Here is a 21,474-nt window from a genome sequence, read left to right as displayed (position 1 = left end):
AACATCCTCCTGCTCGGCGTCACCTCCATGAACACAACCGACTTCGTGCTCTAACTAAAACCAAAACCCGTAAAACAAAAACAGGCGCAGCCCCACAAAGGCTGCGCCTGCTTCCGTTTGGGTATAAGGTTGTCACCCACAGACACCTTCGCATTGCCGCAATACTGGCTGATGCCTCCAACCGAATTAGCGCGTTTGGGCTAGCACCATTTCAGGTCGATCTCAGACAACACAATCGACAACTCGTAGTTGTAAGTGCCTGATACCAGCGGTAACCTTGAATAAATTCATTACACGACGCCCCCTGCCCGCCTTTATATTTATGACTATTTCCGTTTTGGAGACATTCCCGATGAGCACCGCCCCCACAAGCAGCCGCGACGATTCAACAACAACTGTGATCGCCAGCGGCATCATTTCCGCCCGTTTAAGCGTTCCGGGAATAGTAATTGATGGCAGTGATCAAGCGGAGACTCTCAATGGCACTGGTGGAGATGATACCATCAATGGATATGAAGGAAATGATCGTCTGAATGGCGATGAGGGAGACGATGTCCTGGATGGCTTTGCTGGAAACGACACGCTGTTTGGCGGAGAGGGAAACGATGTCCTGAATGGCCATGAGGGAGACGACACGCTGAATGGCTGGGTTGGAAACGACACGCTGTCTGGCGGAGAAGGAGACGATGTCCTGAATGGTGGTGAGGGAGACGATTCCTTTTCTGACAGCCAGGGAAATAACACACTGTCAGGTGGTGATGGGATTGACTTAGTTGACTATAGAAGCGTTGGCGCCGACATGATTGTCGACCTCAACCTCGGAGAAGCGCATGACCTTTCCGGGCTAACAGGTAACAACAAACTCATTTCAATCGAAAACTATACTAGCGGAGGAGGGGATAATCTGCTGGTAGGGAGCTCTCAGGATAATTTGATTTTGGGCGGCGCGAGCAATGATGAGATTTACGGCGTGGCCCCTTCGCAATCTAGTGATGGGAATGACACTCTACGTGGCGGCGGGGGCAATGATCTGATTGAGGGCATGCAGGGCGACGACACATTAGAGGGCAATGCCGGAACCGACGTGCTCAGCTACTACAACTCGGATGCGCCGGTAACTGTAAACCTTGGATTGCAAGGGACAGCACAAGATGTCGGTGGGTCTGCTGGAACGGATACGTTTACCGGATTTGAAAACCTCTACGGTTCGAACGCGGGCAATGATTCACTTGGCAATGGTGACACGTTGGTTGGTGATGCGGGCGAAAACCGGATTTTGGGCTATGACGGCGACGATATTATCCATGGCGACGGGGGCAATGATGATTTGTTCGGCATGAAAGGTGATGACTTTCTGGTTGGAGGCACTGGAAATGACACCCTTGCAGGTGGCGGCGGTGTGGACCGGCTTTTCGGTGGTGATGGAGCGGATGTTTTTGATTTCAATTCAGCCAAAGAAAATTCGCTCCTGTTGGGTGACGTCATCGTCGATTTTAGTATTGGTGAGGATCATATCGACCTCACCGATATTGATGCCAACAGCATAGCAAACGGTTATCAAACATTCACTTCCCTCGGCTCCGCCGCGTTTTCTGGCACGGCAGGTGAGTTACGCTTTGACACCGATGGCACCGATGGATTTGTGCTCACAGATGTTGATGGAGACGGCATCGCGGATATGAACATCCAACTGCTTGGCGTCACAGCAATGTCCGCATCCGAGCTTACCCACTCCTTGATCGTGCCAGACTTAGAACTGGTGGGCGGTGGTCAGGATGATACCCTGAATGGACTTGAGGGTGACGATATTTTGAGCGGCGGTCAGGGAGACGACTTCCTGAATGGACATGGGGGAGACGACACATTGAAAGCTGGCCAGGGAAATGACACCCTGATCGGTGGCGCTGGAAAAGACTTTCTGGATGGCGCATCCGGGTTTGACATCGTTGATTTTCAAGACATAACCGATGATATTCTTGTTCGCCTGGACTATCAAAACTACTCTTGGGAATATCGAAAGGTCTATTATTTTACTTCCGCACAATCAGGTTATGACGCATTGCAATCAATCGAAGGGGTAATTGGCGGATCAGGTAATGATTCGCTGAGAGGCAGCAGTTCGGGTAATTATATTGGGGGCAGCGCGGGAGACGATACTTTGGAAGGCCGTGGAGGGAGTGACACCCTTGCAGGTGGTGACGGGGCAGACGTTTTTGATTTCAACTCAGTCGAAGACAGCACACTCCTGTTGACCGACGTCATCGTTGATTTCAGTATTGGCGAAGATCAAATCGATCTTAGAAATATTGACGCCAACAGCGTAACCAGCGGCACACAAAAGTTTAACTTCCTTAACTCCGCTGCGTTTTCCGGCACAGCAGGTGAGCTGCGCTTTGGCACCAATGGTACAGACGGGTTCATTCTGGCGGATGTCGATGGAGATGGCATCGCGGACATGAACATCAAGCTGCTCGGCGTCACAGCGATTTCCGCATCCGACTTTGTGTTCTAACCAAAGCCGGATACCCCAAACTCATCCGTGTCCACGCGGTTGCGTATACGGATCGCGCCAATACGTTGAGCGCCATAGGGGGCGATCTGCGTCTTTCGTTGGATTCTTCATCAAATCCCTGTGACCCATTTTCACCACACATGCAGTGCGCGATTTCAGGCTAGCTTGTTAAAGCCACTGTTAGGGTCCAGAAAGGAAGTGCGTTAGTTACGAATGGGTATTGTGTGAACTCCGCTCTTAATCTTTTACGTCATGCACTGGGGCTTGTAACCCAACGGCCGTTAAAAACTGCCGCTGTTGTTGCGCCTGCGTTGGTGTTGATGTGCGGGGTTGGCTTATCCACTGCGGTACTGGCACCAGAGTTGCTTACTCTTGATCCGGCCCATCCCGATCTGGAAACGATCAAGTCAGCTGAGTTGTCCTTAGCCCTACTTATCGCATTTATCCTGAGCTATGCGATGATGGCCATCCTATGGCATCGTTACACCCTCAAGGACTCTCACCTCCCCCTCCCAATGTGTACCCAGCTTGTGTTTGGATACCTCTGGCGCGTTTTTGCAATCGCCCTCATCCAGCTTGTTGCTGGGGTCGCACTTGTGATGCCACTAGTGGCTTTGGGAAATATCGGATCTGGCGCGGCAACCAATCCTGCCATGGTATCAATGTTGCTCACGACCTTCGTTACACAGCTATTGCTGATGTGGCTCTCGCTAAGATTAAGCCTGATTTTGCCTGCAGCTGCTTTAGGCCGGCCAATTTCCCTGCACCAAAGCTGGACCGCGACTGGCCCGATATCGCGGTCATTGTGGGGCGTCGCGGCGGCCCTTGCACTTATCAACACGGCACTAAGCGCGCTAATCGCTTTGTTTGGATTAACGCGCCCTAGCCATGCGCTGGCGCTGGAACTGCCCATCTACATTATAGAAGGCCTGTTGATCTTTAGCGTGCTCACCACACTTTATTCCCGCCAAATCCAGAATAAGGAAATTGGCCAACCTTAAGGGTTAAGCCATCCCACCTTTGATCAGTCCTTCTGCGATACGGGCATACGCCTGCGCCATAGGGCCATCACCTACGGCAATCGGCGTACCGCCATCACCAGCGATCCGCGTCTCTAGATCGATAGGCAGTGTACCCAACAGTGGTACGCCCATCTTCTTGGCTTCAGCCGCTACACCGCCCTGCCCGAATATTTGATGCTCAGAACCACAATCGGGGCACACAAACATCGACATGTTTTCGATCAGGCCCAACACAGGTGTCTTGAGCGTGGCAAACATATCCAACGCTTTGCGCGCATCAATCAATGCAACGTCCTGCGGGGTAGATACAACAATTGCGCCCGTTAGATCTGATTTGGTGCAAAGGGTCAGCTGTACATCGCCTGTACCGGGTGGCAAATCGACCAGCAGGACATCAAGCTCACCCCACTCGACCTGCCCCAGCATCTGCTGCAGCGCGCCCATCAGCATGGGGCCACGCCAGACAACGGCTTTGCCCTCTTCCATCATCAGCCCGATGGACATCATTGTTACGCCGTGCGCTTGCAGCGGGATGATCGTTTTGCCATCCGGACTGGCAGGACGTTTGTTCACACCCATCATACGCGGCTGACTGGGGCCGTAGATGTCTGCATCCAGCAAACCAACCTTGCGGCCCTGCTTTACCAACGCCACTGCCAGATTAGAGCTAACAGTAGATTTACCCACCCCACCCTTGCCAGAACCAATGGCCAGGATACGCTTTACGCCGCTTGGCTTTGTTGGGCCGTCTTGGGGTTTAGGGTGTCCGCCTATCTTCAGGCTTGGCGGTGCGGCTGGTTTGGCGGCTGGCCCATGCGCCGTAAGCGCAACAGTTGCCTGCGTCACACCCGCCAATTCAGAGACTACCTTCTCTGCAGCATCCCGCAGCGGCCCCATAGAGCGCGCGACGTCCGCACTAGGCGCCTCGATAACAAAGCGCACAACGCTTCCCTCAATCGTTAAGGCGCGCATCAAGTCATGCGCAATCATGCTGCGCCCGTCTGGCAGATTAATCCGCTCAAGGGCCGCTATTACATCAGATTTCGTGACAGACATTGCGTTACTCCAATTACTTAATACTGACATCGCAGATTCATCAGAAACCGCAAGTCAAAGCCCCTGCGCAATCTTGTCACCGTCCCACTGGAACAGTCTGCCTCATTTATGTGCAACCACGCATATGCATTCGCTGCATAGCAGCATTGCGTATTTATTTATTGTGCAGTCGCAGCAAGTCGGAGTAGTAATGACCTACGAAAACAATCCTCCCGATAGTTTTCTTTAATATCTAAGGGCCCTCATCCTCCTCCCGAGGGTTACCTTTCTTAGGCGGCGGCATCTCTCCTCCCTGATGTCGTCGCCATTTTTTTACCCCCACCAGAAATCACACCATGAACACGCATTCGTGATCTGGCTCTAATTTTTACAACTACTAAACAGAGGCTTACCTAACGTAGCACATGCATAAAATGCATAGCCGCATTGCAGCATTGGTAGTTGTGTTAGCGCTCAACAAGTTTAAATACTCATCACAACAAGACGCATGAAGGATGAAAAGAGAGTAACATGACATACTTCACAGACACCAACGTAGCCGTATCCGCGCAGCCTAGCCGCATCGCAGCATTTTTCGACGCCATCGCTCTGAAGATGCGTCAGCGCAAAGTTTACAACCAGACGTTCAACGAGCTGTCCACAATGACATCTCGCGATCTTGCCGATCTGGGTTTGTCCCGCGGTGACTTCCGCCGCCTGGCCAAAGAATCGGCAGAAGCCGTTAACTAATTACAGCATTCCCCGTTGTCCGGTCCTCCCACTGGGCTGCGGGTGAATATGCAGTGCGGCAGTGTCTCGCCTCCCCGATGACCCCGCACTGTTATAGATGCACCTTTCCCTCCTCCCTGTTGGATGGGTGCTCTCATAGAGCGGCGGACCACACCTCCCTGTGGCCCGCCGTTTTAGTTTTGGGGATCAGCATTTAACAGATCTACAGGATTGGAAAATATCGGTTCCCCGATGTTCCCCACCCGATCGAGGCAGGCCTTAAAAAGGTACGTCATCCGCCGCAGTCAAAAAGCGGGCGACAACTTTTTTGTCTCCTGCCTTCTCAAACGCAACTTCCAGCTTGTCGCCTTCAATGCCAATAATCGCGCCGTAACCGAATTTTTGGTGAAACACCCGCTCTCCCATCGTAAAGCTGCTGGTTGCAGTCATATCGATGGTGACGTTTTTGGTTTTGCTTGGTTCGGTCATTCCGCGAGTACCTGCGCGCGCCTGAAGGCGCCGCCACCCAGGCGAATTATAGACATTCGCCTCAGCCGCAGCCTCATGCAGTGTGCTTTTCGGCATCGCGGCACCGAATCCACCACCATAAAGACCGGGAGGCGTTAACACCTCAACATGTTCTTCGGGGAGTTCATCAATAAACCGCGACGGCATAGCATTTTGCCATTGACCAAACACAAATCGTGTTGAAGCAAATGAAATTGTACAGAGCTCTTCGGCGCGGGTGATGCCCACATAAGCCAGCCGCCGCTCTTCCTCTAGGCCCTTCAGCCCGCTTTCATCCATGGAACGCTGGGACGGAAACAACCCGTCTTCCCAGCCGGGCAAAAACACACAAGGAAACTCTAGCCCCTTGGCACCGTGCAGCGTCATAATGCTGACCTTCTCGCCCTCGTTTTCCTTTTCATTGTCCATGATCAGGCTGACGTGTTCCAAAAATCCTTGCAGATTTTCGAACTGATCCAAGGCTTTGACCAGTTCTTTTACGTTTTCCAAACGCCCCGGACCCTCGGGCGTTTTGTCGTTTTGCCAATGGCTTGTATAGCCGCTTTCATCCAGAATCATCTCTGCCAGCTCAACATGGTTGATCTCGGGTGGGCCATATTCCATTCGAAACGGTGCGCCGTCATCCAGCACACTATCATCCAGCGCAGCACCATCTTTCACTTCTATCCGTGGGCCACGTAATTTTGAGGACCAACGGTCAATCCCCTCAATCAGCAGACGCAATTGTGCGCCGCCTTTGCCGCCAATTCCGTTTTGGGCCAACAGAATACGCGCGCCTTCCACCAAATTGGTGCTGTGTTCCCGCGCTGTCGCTTGGATTTTCTTTTGCGCTACATTCCCAAGGCCGCGTTTGGGCGTATTCACGATGCGCTCAAACGCCAAATCATCATCAGGCTGTGTCACGACGCGGAAATAGGCCATCGAATCGCGGATTTCCATGCGCTCATAAAATCGTGGGCCGCCAATTACGCGGTACGGCAGACCAATAGTTAAAAAGCGGTCCTCAAATGCGCGCATCTGGTGAGAGGCGCGCACAAGAATCGCCATATGATCCAATGACATCGAGCGCATACCGCGCGTGCCGCCCTGCATGGATTCGATTTCCTCACCGATCCAGCGCGCTTCTTCGTCAGCGCCCATATGGCCGATAAGACGTAGTTTTTCGCCCTCAGTCGCTTCAGTCCATAGGGTCTTGCCCAGACGCCCAAGATTGCCGGCAATCACTCCAGATGCAGCCCCAAGGATATGCGGCGTCGAGCGGTAGTTTTGCTCAAGCTTCACAACATGCGCGCCGGGAAAGTCCGTTTCAAACCGCAGGATGTTGCCCACTTCGGCCCCGCGCCAGCCATAGATCGACTGATCATCATCCCCAACACAGCAGATGTTTTTATGACCCGCCGCAAGCAGACGCAGCCAAAGGTATTGGGCGACGTTGGTATCTTGGTATTCGTCCACAAGAATGTATTTGAACCAGCGCTGGTATTGCTTCAAAATGTCATCATGGGTCTGGAATATTGTGACCATGTGCAGCAGCAGATCACCAAAGTCAGTCGCGTTCAGCTCTACCAATCGTTTTTGATAAGCCGCATAAATTTCGGGGCCGCGGTGATCATAAGCGCCCGCATCTGCTGCCGGGATTTTATCTGGCGTCAGCGCCCGGTTTTTCCAGTCATCAATGATGTTTGCCAGCATGCGTGCGGGCCAACGTTTGTCGTCAATTCCCTCAGCGGTAATCAACTGCTTTAACAACCGAAGCTGATCATCGGTATCCAAAATCGTGAAATTCGACTTGAGCCCGACCAATTCGGCGTGACGGCGCAGCAGCTTGACACAAACCGCATGAAACGTGCCCAGCCATGGCATCCCTTCAATCGGTTGCCCCAACATCGCACCAACGCGATTTTTCATCTCGCGGGCGGCCTTATTGGTAAAGGTAACTGCCAAAATTTCATTGGGACGCGCGCGGCCCGTATTGAGCAGATGTACAATCCGCGCGGTCAGCGCACGGGTTTTACCCGTCCCCGCGCCCGCCAGCATCAACACAGGACCATCCATCGTTTCCACAGCTTCACGCTGGGCGGGGTTTAACCCGTCCAGATAAGGCTGCGGGCGCGCGGCCATTGCGCGCGCGGACAAAGAGGCACCTTCAAAGGCGGCATTTTCATCAAAATCACTCATGCTAAACAATTAGCGCAAACTAGCGCTGTGGAAAACCCGTGTTCCCATATTGTTCTGGATTTTCTTTTTCACTCCCAACCCCCTCTAGACATTCCATTCTTGAGCAGATCATAGTCCCCTCATGGACCTTCACGCTAAATTCCCCGCCTTGTCTGATTTGCGCCACCGTGCGCAGCAACGAATCCCCAAATTTGTGTGGGAATACCTTGATAGTGGCACTGGCGATGAGGCAACCAAGGCGCGCAACCGCGCAGCCCTTGACCGGATTGGCATGATGCCCTCGGTACTGCACGGAGAATTCACGCCAAACCTGTCCACCACATTTCTGAGCAAACAGATGCCCTTGCCCTTTGGCATTGCCCCCATCGGGATGTCAGGATTGATGTGGCCGGATGCCGAAGGCCATCTGGCGCGCGCCGCTGCACGCGCAGATATTCCTTATTCCATTTCAACCGTAGCAACACAAAGCCCCGAAGACATCGCGCCCCATCTGGGAGAGCACGCATGGTTTCAGATGTATCCGCCCCGTGATGCGGATATCCGCCGTGATATGCTGGCGCGCGCCAAGGCGGCAGGTTTCTCAACACTTGTCCTCACGGTTGACGTTCCAGTGGCCAGCCGCCGCGAACGGCAGGTGCGCTCTGGCCTCACCAATCCGCCACGGTTGACCCCGCGTCTGCTAGCACAAGTCGCGATGCGGCCCGCATGGGCGATGGGCATGGCCCAGCGCGGCATGCCCCATATGCGTGGGCTTGATAAATATGCCAACGCTGCCACCAATGGCCTCTCGCCGACGGCGCATGTTGGCTACTTGCTACGCACAGCACCTGATTGGGAATATGTAAACTGGCTGCGTGAGGAATGGGGCGGAGACCTTTTGGTTAAAGGTGTGATGCGCCCACGGGACGCCATGCGACTAGAGACTATTGGTGTGGATAGTATCTGGATCTCCAATCACGCCGGACGCCAGTTTGATGGTGCGCCTGCCGCAATCGAAGCTCTGCCAGAAATTCGCGCCGCAACCAAACTGCCCCTTATCTTTGACAGCGGGATTGAAGGCGGCTTGGACATCTTGCGCGCCCTTGCCTTGGGCGCTGATTTTGTAATGCTGGGGCGCGCGTTTCATTATGCGCTGGGTGCGCTGGGACCGCGCGGCATCGACCATCTGATCGACATCTTAGCAAAAGACATGGCATCCAACATGGGGCAAATCGGGGCGCGCAATTTGTCTGAGTTACCAGCCACAATCCCCCTTAGCCCGCACTAACGCATTTATTGTGCCCGCACTGATGCTTCACCAATGATGAATTGGAAACGGGTGTCACCCGGCGGAAACGCCTCGCCGTTGGCGCCAAGCGTGCTGACAACATAACCATGGCCCGAGCGGTAATAGGTACTACAGACGCTGCCACCAAAACCATCAATCAACTGGCGCTTGGCCTGCAACAAATGTGCCGACGCCGTATCGCGCCCCGCTACCGTCAAATCACTGGATCGCGAGCATGATTGCCCGCCGCGTAGTGTGCTACGTGTCACAACTTCTACCCGCTGAGTGTTTCCGGTACCCGGAATTTTTATCGCACCAACTTCATGCGCAATCACCGTGTTGCCCTCAACCCGCGCAGTAATCAGGGACGCACAACTGTTGGTGGCCGCCTCATACTCTATGCACGCCCGTTTGTTCGGGTTAGCCGCTAGTATGTTTTGAAGGTCCAGAGGTTCGCCCTTGAACAGGGCCTTGTCAGCAAATGGATCAGGAGCGGTACAGCCGGTCACCCCAGCCAATATTACCCCGGCACATACTGCTTTTCCCAACAAACCCATCACCAAAATTCCCAATTACAAGCTATTTTCGAAACATGTTAACCCATCAAGCTTTTGTTTCAACCTCGTTGTGACGTTACGGCACTGCTTTAAGCACCTGATATTGCCAATGATTGCCCTAACGGCACAAAGAGCCGGTGCAGATACATTAGAAACAACACTTTCTACCCAAAAACACGCATTGCAGCCCCCCACCGCTTGCGCCTACAAACTGCACCATCATTACCTGAACAAGGCCTGAATAAATGACCGACTTCCGCAAAATCCTCATCGCCAACCGTGGTGAGATCGCCATTCGCATTATGCGAGCAGCAAACGAGATGGGGAAAACCACCGTTGCCGTTTTTGCCGAAGAGGATAAATTGGGGCTGCACCGCTTCAAAGCAGATGAAGCGTACCGCATCGGCAAAGACCTAGGCCCTGTTGCTGCATATCTGAGCATCGACGAAATGATCCGCGTGGCAAAGGCCTGTGGTGCTGATGCCATCCACCCCGGCTACGGATTGCTGTCAGAGAACCCAGATTTTGTAGATGCCTGCGCACAGAATGGCATCACCTTTATCGGTCCAAAAGCCGCCACCATGCGCGCCTTGGGCGATAAGGCCAGCGCGCGCCGCGTTGCGGTTGAGGCAGGTGTACCCGTCATTCCCGCCACCGAAGTGCTGGGCGACGACATGGAAGCCATCAAAATTGAAGCCAAGGAAGTTGGTTATCCGTTGATGCTCAAGGCGTCATGGGGTGGCGGTGGACGCGGCATGCGCCCGATCTACAATGAAGAAGAGCTGGAAGAGAAAATCCGCGAAGGGCGCCGCGAGGCAGAGGCCGCCTTTGGGAATGGCGAAGGTTATCTGGAAAAGATGATCATGAAAGCGCGCCACGTTGAAGTCCAAATTCTGGGCGACAACCATGGCGACATCTATCACCTTTTTGAGCGCGACTGTTCCGTCCAGCGCCGCAACCAAAAAGTAGTTGAGCGCGCGCCAGCCCCCTACCTAACTGAAGAGCAACGCACTGAGGTTTGTGAACTAGGCCGCAAGATTTGCGCGTTTGTGGGTTATGAGTGTGCTGGTACCGTTGAATTCCTGATGGATATGGAAACCGAGAAGTTCTTCTTTATCGAAGTGAACCCACGTGTTCAGGTCGAACACACCGTCACCGAAGAAGTGACTGGCATCGACATCGTGCGCGCCCAAATCCTGATCGCTGAGGGCAAAACCATTGCCGAAGCAACAGGTAAAGAACGTCAGGAAGACATCACTCTTACAGGTCATGCTCTTCAAACACGTATCACAACCGAAGACCCACAGAACAACTTTATCCCCGACTATGGCCGCCTCACTGCTTACCGCTCAGCCACAGGCATGGGTATTCGTCTCGATGGCGGCACCGCCTACGCAGGCGGCGTTATCACGCGTTACTATGACAGCCTGTTGACCAAAGTCACGGCTAAGGCCCCCACACCTGAAATGGCGATTGCCCGTATGGACCGTGCCTTGCGCGAATTCCGTATTCGCGGCGTCAGCACCAACATCGCCTTCGTCGAGAACCTGCTTAAGCACCCAACCTTCCTTGATAATACTTATCACACCAAATTCATCGACGAGACACCGGACCTGTTCAATTTCAAGGCCCGTCTTGATCGCGGCACCAAGGTTCTGACCTATATTGCCGATATCAGCGTAAACGGTCACCCCGAAACAAAAGACAAACCCCTGCCCGCCGCAGCCCTGCGCGCACCACTACCACCAGAAAGCCGCACCGAGCCTATGATGGGCACGCGCAACCTGCTGGAACAAAAGGGCCCCCAGGGCGTCGCCGATTGGATGGGACAACAGCGTCAGCTTTTGATCACAGACACAACCATGCGCGACGGCCACCAGTCCCTATTGGCGACGCGGATGCGTAGCCACGACATGATTAAGGCAGCACCTGCATATGCCGCTAACCTACCGCAGCTCTTCTCGGTTGAGTGTTGGGGCGGTGCTACATTTGATGTGGCTTACCGTTTCTTGCAAGAATGCCCATGGCAGCGCCTGCGCGACATACGTGAAAAGATGCCCAACATCATGACACAAATGTTGCTGCGCGCCTCCAATGGTGTGGGTTACACGAACTACCCTGACAACGTGGTCGAGCATTTCGTCGCCACAGCCGCAAACAGCGGTGTAGATGTCTTCCGCGTATTTGACAGCCTCAACTGGGTGGAAAACATGCGTGTCGCGATGGATGCCGTGCTCGAGTCAGGCAAGGTCTGCGAAGGCACCATCTGCTACACAGGCGATATCTTTGACCCTGACCGCGCAAAATACGACCTGAAATATTATGTCGCCATGGGCAAACAGCTGCGTGACGCAGGTGCGCACGTTTTGGGCCTCAAGGACATGGCTGGACTTTTGAAACCAGCGCAGGCGCGCCAATTGGTTCGTGCATTGAAGACCGAAGTAGGTTTGCCGATCCACTTCCACACCCACGACACTGCAGGCATTGCAAGTGCAACCATTCTTGCGGCCTCTGAAGCAGGTGTTGATGCTGTAGACTGCGCCATGGATGCGTTCTCGGGCAACACATCACAAGCAACGCTTGGATCGGTTGTAGAGGCTTTGCGCCACACAGACCGCGACACGGGCCTTGATATGACAGCAGTGCGCGAAATTTCTGACTATTGGGAAGAAGTCCGCCACCAGTACACCGCGTTTGAAACCGGCATGCAGGCCCCCTCTTCCGAGGTGTATCTGCACGAAATGCCCGGTGGCCAATTTACCAACCTCAAAGCACAGGCTTCTTCACTAGGCCTTGATGACCGCTGGCCCGAGGTTGCGCGCACCTACCACGATGTGAACCACATGTTTGGGGACATCGTAAAAGTGACACCTTCGTCCAAGGTTGTTGGTGATATGGCGCTGATGATGGTGTCTCAAGGGCTAACACGTGATCAAGTCGAAGACCCTGAGACCGACGTTTCCTTCCCGGACAGCGTGATCGACATGATGCGCGGCAATTTGGGCCAACCTCCCGGTGGTTTCCCCGAAGGAATCGTCAAGAAGGTGCTGAAAGGCGAAAAGCCAAACACAGATCGCCCCGGCGCGCATCTGGCACCCGTTGATCTGGAGGCTGTCCGCAAGGAATTGTCAGAGCAGCTGGATGGTTTGGAAATCGATGATGAAGACCTTGCAGGTTACTTGATGTACCCCAAAGTCTACACTGATTACATGGAACGTCATGCGACCTACGGGCCTGTACGGACCTTGCCCACGCCAACCTTCTTTTATGGCATGCAACCAAGCGACGAGATCGCAGCCGAGATCGACCCCGGCAAGACGCTTGAGATTCGTCTGCAAGCTGTCGGTGAGACCACAGAAGATGGTGAAGTGAAGGTATTCTTTGAGCTGAACGGCCAACCGCGCGTAATTCGCGTGCCAAACCGTCTGGTCAAAGCGACAACACAACAGCGTCCAAAGGCCGAGTTGGGCAATCCTAACCACATCGGCGCACCCATGCCGGGTGTTGTGGCCTCTGTTGGTGCGGTTGTAGGCCAAGCTGTTAAAGAAGGTGATCTGCTGCTCACCATCGAAGCCATGAAAATGGAAACCGGACTACACGCCGAACGGGATGCAGTGGTTAAGGCAGTGCATGTTTCCGCTGGGGGGCAAATCGATGCAAAAGACCTGCTTGTAGAGCTGGAATAGAGCATGGCTTTAAGCATTACCCCCCTTTACGCAGGGTTGCTGACGCTGGTGTTTATAGCGCTCTGCGTGCTGGTCAGACGTGAGCGGTTTCGCGTGCGTACCTCTGTTGGTGATGGAGGCCACAAGGACCTGACCAGACGTATGCGGGTGCAAGCTAACTTTGCCGAGTATGTGCCGCTTGCCTTGTTGTTGATGCTGTGCGCCGAGTTGCAAGGTGCGCCTGCGGTAGCGATTCACGCCATGGGCGCAACCTTATTGGTCGGTCGCCTGTGCCACGCTGTTGGCATGTCGCTAAGCCCACAGGTTTTCCCACTGCGTCAGGCTGGAATGGTACTCACATTCTTGATGATGGCCGTCTCTGCGGTCACCATAATCGGCCACGTAATCGTCTGAATGAAAGTTTTTTCAAAACAGGTGAATTTACCTCTTGCGGCCTACAGCGCAGAGGGCTAAATCACCCTCACTAGCTGATGCGGGCGTAGCTCAGGGGTAGAGCATAACCTTGCCAAGGTTAGGGTCGAGAGTTCGAATCTCTTCGCCCGCTCCAGCTAGACTAGTCTTTTCAAAGACTTACAAAAGGCCGCCTTCGGGCGGCCTTTTTGTTGTTGCTACCTTGTGCCAATTTCATTTGCGCTTCTTGCCCAAGCTATCCAAGCCCAACACTGCTGCACGTGCTGTTTCAGCACGCATGAGAAGGTAGTTCTTCACGGGTCAGCTCCAACGGGATGCCAGCGACATACTGATAAGACGTAAATGCCTCGCGTCCAAGCTTGGGTGTGAACCGCATTAGCTTAGACGCCCTTGCCGAGAGGTTTACCTTACCCGCGCCCCTATCAACTAGAGGTCAAACATTGGATCACCAGAAACCTAGGAACTGGTGCAAAATGTTGGTTTTCGCGTTGCGAAATTTATCCAACGTCCTTGGTGTGTAAGATCTTGCGTCCCTTTGACAGCTCGCTTGCGGAGCCCACCAGCGCCTCGGCATCTAGTCGGAAATGGCGGTATAGGTCTGCAATTGTGCCCGTTTGCCCAAAATGCTCAACCCCGTGCGAGATTGTTTGATGCCCCCAGACCCCACCAAGCCATGACAGCGTCGCGGGATGGCCGTCGATGACGGTAATCAAAACGCAGTTGCGCGGCAGGTCTTGCAGCAAGGTCTCAATGTGCGAGGCGGCATCCTTATTCCCGTTGGCCCGCGCCCGCTGTGCCGCTGTCCAGCCTGCATTTAAGCGATCAGCCGATGTCACAGCCAGCACGCCGATATCACGGCGGCCTTGACCGATCATGCCCGCCGCTTTGATCGCTTCCGGAGCAACAGCACCTTGGTAGGCAATGACAACTTCACAATTTGGACCGGGCGTGCGCAGCCAGTATGCACCATCGATAGCGCCTTGGCGAAAGGCATCATCTGCCCGCTTGCCGGGTTGCTCAATCGGGTTAGTCGTCAAACGCAAATATACAGAGCCACCAGTTTCGTCACGCAACCACGTGCGCTCGTCAGGATCGCTTTCGCCGTCTTTTTGCAGGTGGTTAAACGACCATTCCATGATGACGGCCAGCTCGTCTGCGAATGCGGGTTCGAATGCGGCGAGGCCATCTTGGGACATGCCTATCAATGGGGACGCGATAGATTGATGAGCGCCGCCCTCATAAGACAGTGTAACGCCGGACGGCGTGCCAACGATCATAAAACGGGCGTCTTGGTAGCAAGCGTAGTTCAAGGCATCCAAGCCGCGAGAGACGAAGGGGTCATAGACCGTGCCGATGGGAAGAAGGCGTTTACCAAACACTGAATGCGACAACCCGGCAGCGGCCAGAAGCAGGAACAAGTTCATCTCAGCAATGCCAAGCTCGATATGCTGACCCTCAGGCGTGAATTCCCACTTGGCAGTTGAAGGGATATTTTCTTTCTTAAACGTGTCCTCTTGGTGATCGCGCGCAAACAGCTTGCGCCTGTTCACCCAAGGGCCAAGATTGGTTGTACCCGTGACGTCAGGTGATGTGGTCACAATCCGTGCAGCCAAATCGCTATCGCCCTTGGACAGATTATCGAGGATCTTGCCAAACGCCATTTGAGTCGAGATTTCACGATCAGAAGATAGTTCGATCAAGGGGACTTCAATAACATCATCATGATAGCGACGTGGGCCTTTTGCAAAGAACGGTGCTTTTGCAAGCTCCGCCTCAAACGTAGCGGGGTCAGAAATGGTCGCGAACTTGTCCCATTCTTGGCCTTGCGGCACGCCCATGTAATCTTGCCATTCGCCCATCTGAGTTTTGTTCATCAACCCGCCGTGGTTGTCTTTGTGACCCGCAATCGGCGTGCCCCATCCCTTGACAGTATAGGCAAGAAAGCAAACGGGGCGGTCGTGGTCGATGGACGCAAACGTGTCGGCCATCGTCTGTACGCAGTTGCCGCCCAAGTTTTCCATCAACGCCGCAAGCTCTGCATCACTGCGACGCTTGATCAATGCGGTGACGTCGCCTTGATCCCCCAGCGCGTCCATCAGGCGTTCGCGCCAAACAGCTCCGCCCATAAAAGTCAGCGCGGAATACAACTGATTTGGGCAGTCATCGATCCATTGGCGCAGCTTGTCGCCGCCCGCTTCCTCAAATGCCGCGCGTTGAAGGTGCCCGTATTTAACGCGCACAACGTCCCAACCAAAAGCGTCGAATATCTGCTCGACCCGCTTGAACAAACCCTCGCGGACAACGCCATCAAGCGACTGACGGTTATAATCGATGATCCACCAACAATTGCGCAGGTCATTTTTCCAGCCCTCTTGCAGAGCCTCATAAATGTTGCCCTCATCAAGTTCTGCATCCCCCACAAGCGCGATCATCCGGCCCATTTTCTGGTCCCTGCCCCATGACTTGGCTTGGATATAATCCTGCACAATCGATGCAAACGATGTCACCGCAACCCCGAGTCCAACTGAACCTGTCGAGAAGTCAACATCGTCAATATCCTTGGTGCGCGACGGATAGCTTTGCACGCCACCGTAACCCCGAAAGTTCTCCATCTTTTCACGCGTCTGATTGCCCATCAGATACTGGATCGCATGAAAAATCGGCGAAGCATGTGGCTTGACCGCGACACGATCCTCGGGGTTTAGCTCCTGAAAGTACAAAGCCGTCATGATCGACACCATCGATGCTGAAGACGCCTGATGCCCTCCTACTTTGATGCCATCCACCTTGGGACGAATGTGGTTCGCGTTATGGATCATCCAATGGGACAGCCACAAAAGACGTTGCTCGATGGTCTTGAGATGCGAGGACATGACGGTTTTCCTTTAAGCAGCGTTTTGAACAAAAGACTTCGGCAAGGCTTGCATGAGATCAGCAAGCACATCGTCCACCCCTTCAAGGCCAACCGACAGACGCACAAGGCCTTCGCTGATGCCATGCTCGGCCAGCTCTTCTGTGGAATAGGTCGAATGGGTCATGCTGGCTGGGTGCTGCACTAAGGTTTCGGCATCGCCCAAGGACACAGCCCGCGAGATCAATTCAAGCCTGTTCATCATATCGATACCTGCTTGTTTGCCACCTGTCAGCTCAAACGCAATCATGCCGCCGAACTGAGACATCTGATGTTGGGCCAGATCGCGTTGCTCAAAACTATCAAGCCCCGGATACCAGACTTTTTGTACAACAGGGGAGACTTCAAGCATCTGTGCAATCGTGGCCGCACTGCTGCAATGACGATCCATGCGCAGTTCCAACGTCTTAAGCCCGCGCAAGATTAGCATTGCGTTGAACGGGGCCATCACAGCTCCCGTCATATCCTTCATGCCTTGGAGGCGAATATCAGCAACCAACTCCGCGGAACCAACCAACAGCCCCGCCACAACATCGCCATGCCCGCCAAGGTATTTCGTGGCCGAATGCACAACAACATCGGCGCCGTGCTTGATCGGTTGGGTCAGGTACGGGGTGGCATAGGTGTTATCCACAACGACCTTGGCACCACTGGCATGCGCGACATCCGACACAGCCTGAATATCAACCAAGCGCATGTTCGGGTTGGCAGGTGTTTCAAAATAAACCACCTTTGTTTGATCCGAGATCGCAGCCTCCAGATTTTCGACCTGCGTCAGATCAACGTGGGTCACTTTGACCCCGAACTTAGCCAACCCATGGTGCATGAAGGAAAATGTGCAGCCATACAGCGTTTTATCCAAGATGATCTCGTCACCTGGCGCAAGAAGGGTCCACAAGGTTGCAGTGATCGCGCCCATGCCCGACGCCAGCGCAAGGCCTGCCTCGGCCCCTTCCAATACGGCAATGCGCCGTTCAAGCAAGTCATTCGTCGGGTTCGAAATACGCGAATAGATGTGCCCAGCCTGTTCACCCGCAAACATATTCCCGCCAGCTTCGGCCGTTTCAAACACAAAGGTCGACGTCAAATGCAATGGCGGGGTCAATGCGCCCTCATTATCCATCGGGTCATACCCATGATGAATCGCCATCGTTGAAAAGCTGTTAGGGTGATTGCGCATGTCGTGACTCCGTGAATGTTTCAAGAACAGATTAGGGCAGTCTCACGGTCTATGAATTGCCAATTATGCCTCAATTTGATATCCAATTGGTAGATTATGCCACTGGAGCCCAAGATGGACGACAAAGACCGCCAAATCATCCGAGCTTTGCAGCGCAATAGCCGCATGACGAATCAAGACCTCGCCGCTGAAGTAAACCTGTCGCCATCACCCTGCCTGCGTCGGGTGAAACTGCTTGAACAAAGCGGTGCGCTCAAAGGATACACCGCGGACATCGACGCACAGGCTTACGGTCTACCCGTGACCGTTTTTGTCCGGGTCAGCCTGACGGGTCATACCGAAAAGGTTGTTCAACAGTTTGAGAAACAGATCAGCCGTGTGGACCAGGTTCTTGAATGTTTTGTAATGACTGGTACGTCTGACTACCTGTTACGTGTCGTTGTCGCTGACCTTGCAGATTATGAGAGTTTTGTGCGCAAACGCCTGCACCCTATTGGTGGTATCGGGTCAATCGACAGCAGTTTTGTATATGGAGTGGTCAAGAAAACGGGTGTCTTTCCACTGCTTGATTAACGCGAAGCGTGCGGTGGATTGCAAAGATTAAGCCTTCCCAACACTAACTGCGCCTAGCAAGATGGCTGATCTTGGAAACTCTATGACTTGCGCAGCGTCCGTATCGTGCGCTGCATAAAGTCTATGAACTGCGAACGCTCTTCTTCAGATAGATCATCAAGCATGTTTGCGTTGACGTCCCCTGCAGCGGCATAGGCATCGTCCCGGATCGCCTTGGCTTTTTGCGTCAAAAGGATCACCCGCGCGCGACCATCCTCAGGATGCTCGCGCCGCGTGATCAACCCGTCTCGCTCCATCCGGTTGAGCGTGTTGGCCATGGTTGCCTGTTCAACATCAAGCTTTCCAACCAGCTCACGTTGAGTTTGCCCATCTTGTTGCCACAAAGCGAGCAGAGTTGGAAATTGCCCCGGTACGATCCCAAGTGGTTCGATGCGGTTACGCAACTCTTCGAAACAGAGGCGAGCCATGTGGTGTATGAGATACCCGGCGGATGAATTGTGATCAAATGTCATATTGAGATGCACAATTGCATAGCGCGGCCGGCATGCACAGATAGACAATTGGCTCATCGGGCGTTTTGCGGGCTTCTCCTCAATCTCTTGCGACGACGGTGTAGAGACCGGCGGCATAGCGCAGCCCTTCGATTTTCGGTGACGTATCCGCTGCATTCATTGCTGCAATGGCCGCATTAAAGGTTTCGGGGCTTTCCCAAATCGCGATATTGACCAGCGCAAACTTGGCATCCGGAGCGATCGATTTGTGAAGTGCTGTCGACACATAACCCGGCTGTTTTTGGAGAAAGTCACGGCCTTTGGTCCAAGCTTTGATTGCCGCATCTAACACCCCTTTGGGAACCTCAAAGACGTTGATGAGGGTGACTTCGGTGTTTGAATTGGTTGCATCATCCATGACTGATGTGATCCTTTAATTTGGTTTTCAATACGGCGGTGGTCACTCCCTTTAGGCGTTTGGACCAAAGGGAGTATTGCATATATATAGCGAGCTATGTAAATAAATAGCAAGCTATATAATCTACCCTGTATTGGAGCTCAGCCATGAAAACCCGAATCCATGCCATCGCCGGAACGATTGGATTTCTAACCATTCTCATCTTCTGGTCCTCAACCGTTTTTTCCGAATTGTTCGGGTCTTATGAAACAATTGCCGTTGTGAAGGGAGCTATCCTAATGGGAATGTTCATTCTAATTCCGGCCATGGCAATTGTCGGCGGTTCAGGGTTTTCGCTTGCTGGTGGGCGAACAGACAACCTTGTCAGCCTAAAGAAGAAACGCATGCCATTCATCGGCGCGAACGGCTTGCTGGTTTTGGTACCAATGGCGTTCCTCCTTGAGGCGAGGGCCTCAGCGGGACAATTTGACACGCTATTTTATGTGTTACAGGGCGTGGAACTAATTGCTGGGGCAGTAAACCTGTGCCTGATGGGTCTAAACATGCGCCACGGCATCCGACTATCGGGCAAAGGGAAGCCAGCAGACCGCGTGACGCTAGTGCGGCGAGAGACGATTGCGACCGACACCATGGCGTTTCACATTACCAAACCAAAGGGGTTTGAGCATACGGCTGGACAGTGGGTTCGGGTGACCTTGCCCTATTCCTCAGCCAAGGACAGCAAGGGGGCATCCCGCATACTCTCAATCCTGAGCGCACCCCACGAACCGCAACTGACTGTGGCAACCCGTATTAGCGACAGCGTTTTCAAACGCGAACTAAAAGCGTTACCTGATGGAGCTGAACTGCATCTCGCTGGACCGAATGGCAGTTTCAGCCTGCATGATGATCCTGCACGTCCAGCCGTGTTCATCGCTGGAGCCATTGGCATCACGCCTTTCCTGTCAATGATCCGGCATGCCACATATTCTAACCTAGAGCACAAGATCACGCTGTTTTACTCTAACCATGAACCTTCAACTGCGGCCTTCCTGAGCGAGTTGGAGGACTTACAAAAAGCCAACCCCAACTTTCGGTTGATCGCGACCATGACTGGTCTCGGGAGTGACAGCGCGCCATGGCATGGCGCGACCGATCAGGTCGACCAAGAGACGCTGGCCCAATATCTCCCCGATCTCAACACCCCAAAATATTACTGTGTCGGCCCTGCACCCATGATTGCGTCTACCAAGGAATTACTCAGGTCAGCCGGCATCGCCACCGACGACATGATCTTTGAACACTTCGCTGGTTACTAATGCGGTTCTCAAACGCGCCACACCGGAAATCAGCGCTGAAGCCGCGCTGACCAAAAAATCAAACATCGCAAACGCAAAACAACAAAAGAGCCTCAAAGGAATGAAGGTATTCGTTCTGGGTGCATTTTTCCGGGTCATGATGCGGCCATTTCCTGTCTGGGCATAACACTCAGAAAATCGGAATATCCTTTCTTACCGCATCAAATTTACCCACACTCTAAGGCTATTTCGGCATTGAATTGCCTATATGTTGCACCAAAATACTTGCCTCGTTTAGGGCTTCATTATTTGCTCTGGTACTATTGGTGCGATGCAGTAAGTTTCCGCGAAATTCGGCAACAATTTCATAAAAAGTAAGGAAATTTCCCATGTCTGACCGTCCAAAAATTCGACATGTTGTGTTCTTCAGTGCCAAGGATCAGGCAGACGTACCCCGTATTATCGAGGGCCTGTCGATACTAGGAAACATCCCGCATTCTGACTTGTTTGAGGTCCGCGAGAACATCCGCGAAGATGCCCTTTCTGGTGAAGTTGACGTTGTCGTATATGCGGAGTTTGCCAGCGATGAGGCCTTGTCGGCATACAAAGCCCATCCTCTCTATCTTGAAGCAATCAAAATTGTGCGGCCCCTACGGGATCTGCGGATCGCTGCGGACTTCTAATTTTGACAAGTGACAC

At 53.4% G+C, this 21,474-nt stretch carries 16 protein-coding genes and 1 tRNA gene; 10 read left to right on the top strand and 7 right to left on the bottom strand.

Annotated elements, in window-relative coordinates; genetic code table 11:
- Positions 1-352: 352 nt before the first annotated feature.
- Together V7775_RS11415 and V7775_RS11410 are read left to right on the top strand one after the other, a co-directional pair.
- Entirely contained in the window at positions 353-2,512 is a 2,160-nt protein-coding gene (locus tag V7775_RS11415; RefSeq protein ID WP_335752015.1) for a calcium-binding protein, read from the top strand.
- A 224-nt stretch (positions 2,513-2,736) separates the two neighbouring features.
- On the top strand, positions 2,737-3,513 hold the full coding sequence (locus tag V7775_RS11410; RefSeq protein ID WP_335752014.1) for a hypothetical protein: 777 nt from the start codon (positions 2,737-2,739) through the stop codon (positions 3,511-3,513).
- 3 nt (positions 3,514-3,516) lie between these two features.
- Here V7775_RS11410 and V7775_RS11405 read toward each other — a convergent pair whose 3' ends face one another.
- Positions 3,517-4,590 (bottom strand): Mrp/NBP35 family ATP-binding protein, encoded by a 1,074-nt coding sequence (locus tag V7775_RS11405; protein ID WP_335752013.1) that lies wholly within the window; start codon positions 4,588-4,590, stop codon positions 3,517-3,519.
- 510 nt (positions 4,591-5,100) lie between these two features.
- Here V7775_RS11405 and V7775_RS11400 point away from each other — a divergent pair.
- On the top strand, positions 5,101-5,319 hold the full coding sequence (locus V7775_RS11400) for a DUF1127 domain-containing protein (RefSeq protein ID WP_335752012.1): 219 nt from the start codon (positions 5,101-5,103) through the stop codon (positions 5,317-5,319).
- A gap of 258 nt (positions 5,320-5,577) precedes the next feature.
- Here the strand turns inward: V7775_RS11400 and V7775_RS11395 are convergent, their stop codons facing one another.
- A complete protein-coding gene (locus tag V7775_RS11395; RefSeq protein ID WP_335752011.1) occupies positions 5,578-8,004 on the bottom strand; it encodes an ATP-dependent helicase in 2,427 nt (808 codons plus the stop codon).
- 121 nt (positions 8,005-8,125) lie between these two features.
- Here V7775_RS11395 and V7775_RS11390 point away from each other — a divergent pair, with 121 nt between their 5' ends.
- Positions 8,126-9,271 (top strand): alpha-hydroxy acid oxidase, encoded by a 1,146-nt coding sequence (locus V7775_RS11390; RefSeq protein ID WP_335752010.1) that lies wholly within the window; start codon positions 8,126-8,128, stop codon positions 9,269-9,271.
- A 5-nt stretch (positions 9,272-9,276) separates the two neighbouring features.
- On the opposite strand, the gene V7775_RS11385 is transcribed toward V7775_RS11390, so the two are convergent.
- On the bottom strand, positions 9,277-9,828 hold the full coding sequence (locus tag V7775_RS11385) for a hypothetical protein (RefSeq protein ID WP_335752009.1): 552 nt from the start codon (positions 9,826-9,828) through the stop codon (positions 9,277-9,279).
- 245 nt (positions 9,829-10,073) lie between these two features.
- Between V7775_RS11385 and V7775_RS11380 the strand changes: the two genes are divergently transcribed.
- From V7775_RS11380 to V7775_RS11370, 3 genes are all read left to right on the top strand, one after another.
- Positions 10,074-13,514 (top strand): pyruvate carboxylase, encoded by a 3,441-nt coding sequence (locus V7775_RS11380; RefSeq protein WP_335752008.1) that lies wholly within the window; start codon positions 10,074-10,076, stop codon positions 13,512-13,514.
- Positions 13,515-13,517: 3 nt separating this feature from the next.
- Complete coding sequence (locus V7775_RS11375) at positions 13,518-13,907, top strand: MAPEG family protein (RefSeq protein ID WP_335752007.1); 390 nt, start codon at positions 13,518-13,520, stop codon at positions 13,905-13,907.
- Between the two features lie 79 nt (positions 13,908-13,986).
- A tRNA-Gly gene (locus V7775_RS11370) sits at positions 13,987-14,061 on the top strand.
- 361 nt (positions 14,062-14,422) lie between these two features.
- Here the strand turns inward: V7775_RS11370 and V7775_RS11365 are convergent.
- Both V7775_RS11365 and V7775_RS11360 read right to left on the bottom strand, forming a co-directional pair.
- Positions 14,423-16,798, bottom strand: a complete 2,376-nt coding sequence (locus V7775_RS11365) for a 1-deoxy-D-xylulose-5-phosphate synthase N-terminal domain-containing protein (RefSeq protein ID WP_335752006.1) — start codon at positions 16,796-16,798, stop codon at positions 14,423-14,425.
- A 12-nt stretch (positions 16,799-16,810) separates the two neighbouring features.
- Positions 16,811-18,016, bottom strand: a complete 1,206-nt coding sequence (locus V7775_RS11360) for a methionine gamma-lyase (protein WP_335752005.1) — start codon at positions 18,014-18,016, stop codon at positions 16,811-16,813.
- A 114-nt stretch (positions 18,017-18,130) separates the two neighbouring features.
- Here V7775_RS11360 and V7775_RS11355 point away from each other — a divergent pair, with 114 nt between their 5' ends.
- Positions 18,131-18,589, top strand: coding sequence for an Lrp/AsnC family transcriptional regulator (locus V7775_RS11355; protein WP_335752004.1), 459 nt, complete (start codon positions 18,131-18,133; stop codon positions 18,587-18,589).
- Positions 18,590-18,669: 80 nt separating this feature from the next.
- On the opposite strand, the gene V7775_RS11350 is transcribed toward V7775_RS11355, so the two are convergent.
- Entirely contained in the window at positions 18,670-19,056 is a 387-nt protein-coding gene (locus V7775_RS11350) for a MarR family winged helix-turn-helix transcriptional regulator (protein WP_443070116.1), read from the bottom strand.
- A 124-nt stretch (positions 19,057-19,180) separates the two neighbouring features.
- The gene (locus V7775_RS11345; RefSeq protein ID WP_335752002.1) at positions 19,181-19,498 is read right to left on the bottom strand and encodes an antibiotic biosynthesis monooxygenase family protein; all 318 of its coding nucleotides are present in this window, start codon (positions 19,496-19,498) and stop codon (positions 19,181-19,183) included.
- Positions 19,499-19,644: 146 nt separating this feature from the next.
- On the opposite strand from V7775_RS11345, the gene V7775_RS11340 reads away from it, so the two are divergent.
- On the top strand, positions 19,645-20,796 hold the full coding sequence (locus tag V7775_RS11340; RefSeq protein ID WP_335752001.1) for a ferredoxin--NADP reductase: 1,152 nt from the start codon (positions 19,645-19,647) through the stop codon (positions 20,794-20,796).
- A gap of 368 nt (positions 20,797-21,164) precedes the next feature.
- Positions 21,165-21,458 (top strand): Dabb family protein, encoded by a 294-nt coding sequence (locus tag V7775_RS11335; RefSeq protein ID WP_335752000.1) that lies wholly within the window; start codon positions 21,165-21,167, stop codon positions 21,456-21,458.
- Positions 21,459-21,474: the final 16 nt, after the last annotated feature.

This window comes from Sulfitobacter sp. (genome assembly GCF_036960155.1).
Classification (GTDB): Bacteria; Pseudomonadota; Alphaproteobacteria; order Rhodobacterales; family Rhodobacteraceae; genus Sulfitobacter.
This window is presented reverse-complemented; position numbering and strand designations above follow the sequence as displayed.

Coding starts and splice junctions, on each gene's coding strand:
- V7775_RS11415 (WP_335752015.1), top strand. CDS start 353: ATGAGCACCGCCCCCACAAGCAGCCGCGACGATTCAACAACAACTGTG.
- V7775_RS11405 (WP_335752013.1), bottom strand. CDS start 4,590: ATGTCTGTCACGAAATCTGATGTAATAGCGGCCCTTGAGCGGATTAAT.
- V7775_RS11400 (WP_335752012.1), top strand. CDS start 5,101: ATGACATACTTCACAGACACCAACGTAGCCGTATCCGCGCAGCCTAGC.
- V7775_RS11395 (WP_335752011.1), bottom strand. CDS start 8,004: ATGAGTGATTTTGATGAAAATGCCGCCTTTGAAGGTGCCTCTTTGTCC.
- V7775_RS11390 (WP_335752010.1), top strand. CDS start 8,126: ATGGACCTTCACGCTAAATTCCCCGCCTTGTCTGATTTGCGCCACCGT.
- V7775_RS11385 (WP_335752009.1), bottom strand. CDS start 9,828: ATGGGTTTGTTGGGAAAAGCAGTATGTGCCGGGGTAATATTGGCTGGG.
- V7775_RS11380 (WP_335752008.1), top strand. CDS start 10,074: ATGACCGACTTCCGCAAAATCCTCATCGCCAACCGTGGTGAGATCGCC.
- V7775_RS11375 (WP_335752007.1), top strand. CDS start 13,518: ATGGCTTTAAGCATTACCCCCCTTTACGCAGGGTTGCTGACGCTGGTG.
- V7775_RS11365 (WP_335752006.1), bottom strand. CDS start 16,798: ATGTCCTCGCATCTCAAGACCATCGAGCAACGTCTTTTGTGGCTGTCC.
- V7775_RS11360 (WP_335752005.1), bottom strand. CDS start 18,016: ATGCGCAATCACCCTAACAGCTTTTCAACGATGGCGATTCATCATGGG.
- V7775_RS11355 (WP_335752004.1), top strand. CDS start 18,131: ATGGACGACAAAGACCGCCAAATCATCCGAGCTTTGCAGCGCAATAGC.
- V7775_RS11350 (WP_443070116.1), bottom strand. CDS start 19,056: ATGGCTCGCCTCTGTTTCGAAGAGTTGCGTAACCGCATCGAACCACTT.
- V7775_RS11345 (WP_335752002.1), bottom strand. CDS start 19,498: ATGGATGATGCAACCAATTCAAACACCGAAGTCACCCTCATCAACGTC.
- V7775_RS11340 (WP_335752001.1), top strand. CDS start 19,645: ATGAAAACCCGAATCCATGCCATCGCCGGAACGATTGGATTTCTAACC.
- V7775_RS11335 (WP_335752000.1), top strand. CDS start 21,165: ATGTCTGACCGTCCAAAAATTCGACATGTTGTGTTCTTCAGTGCCAAG.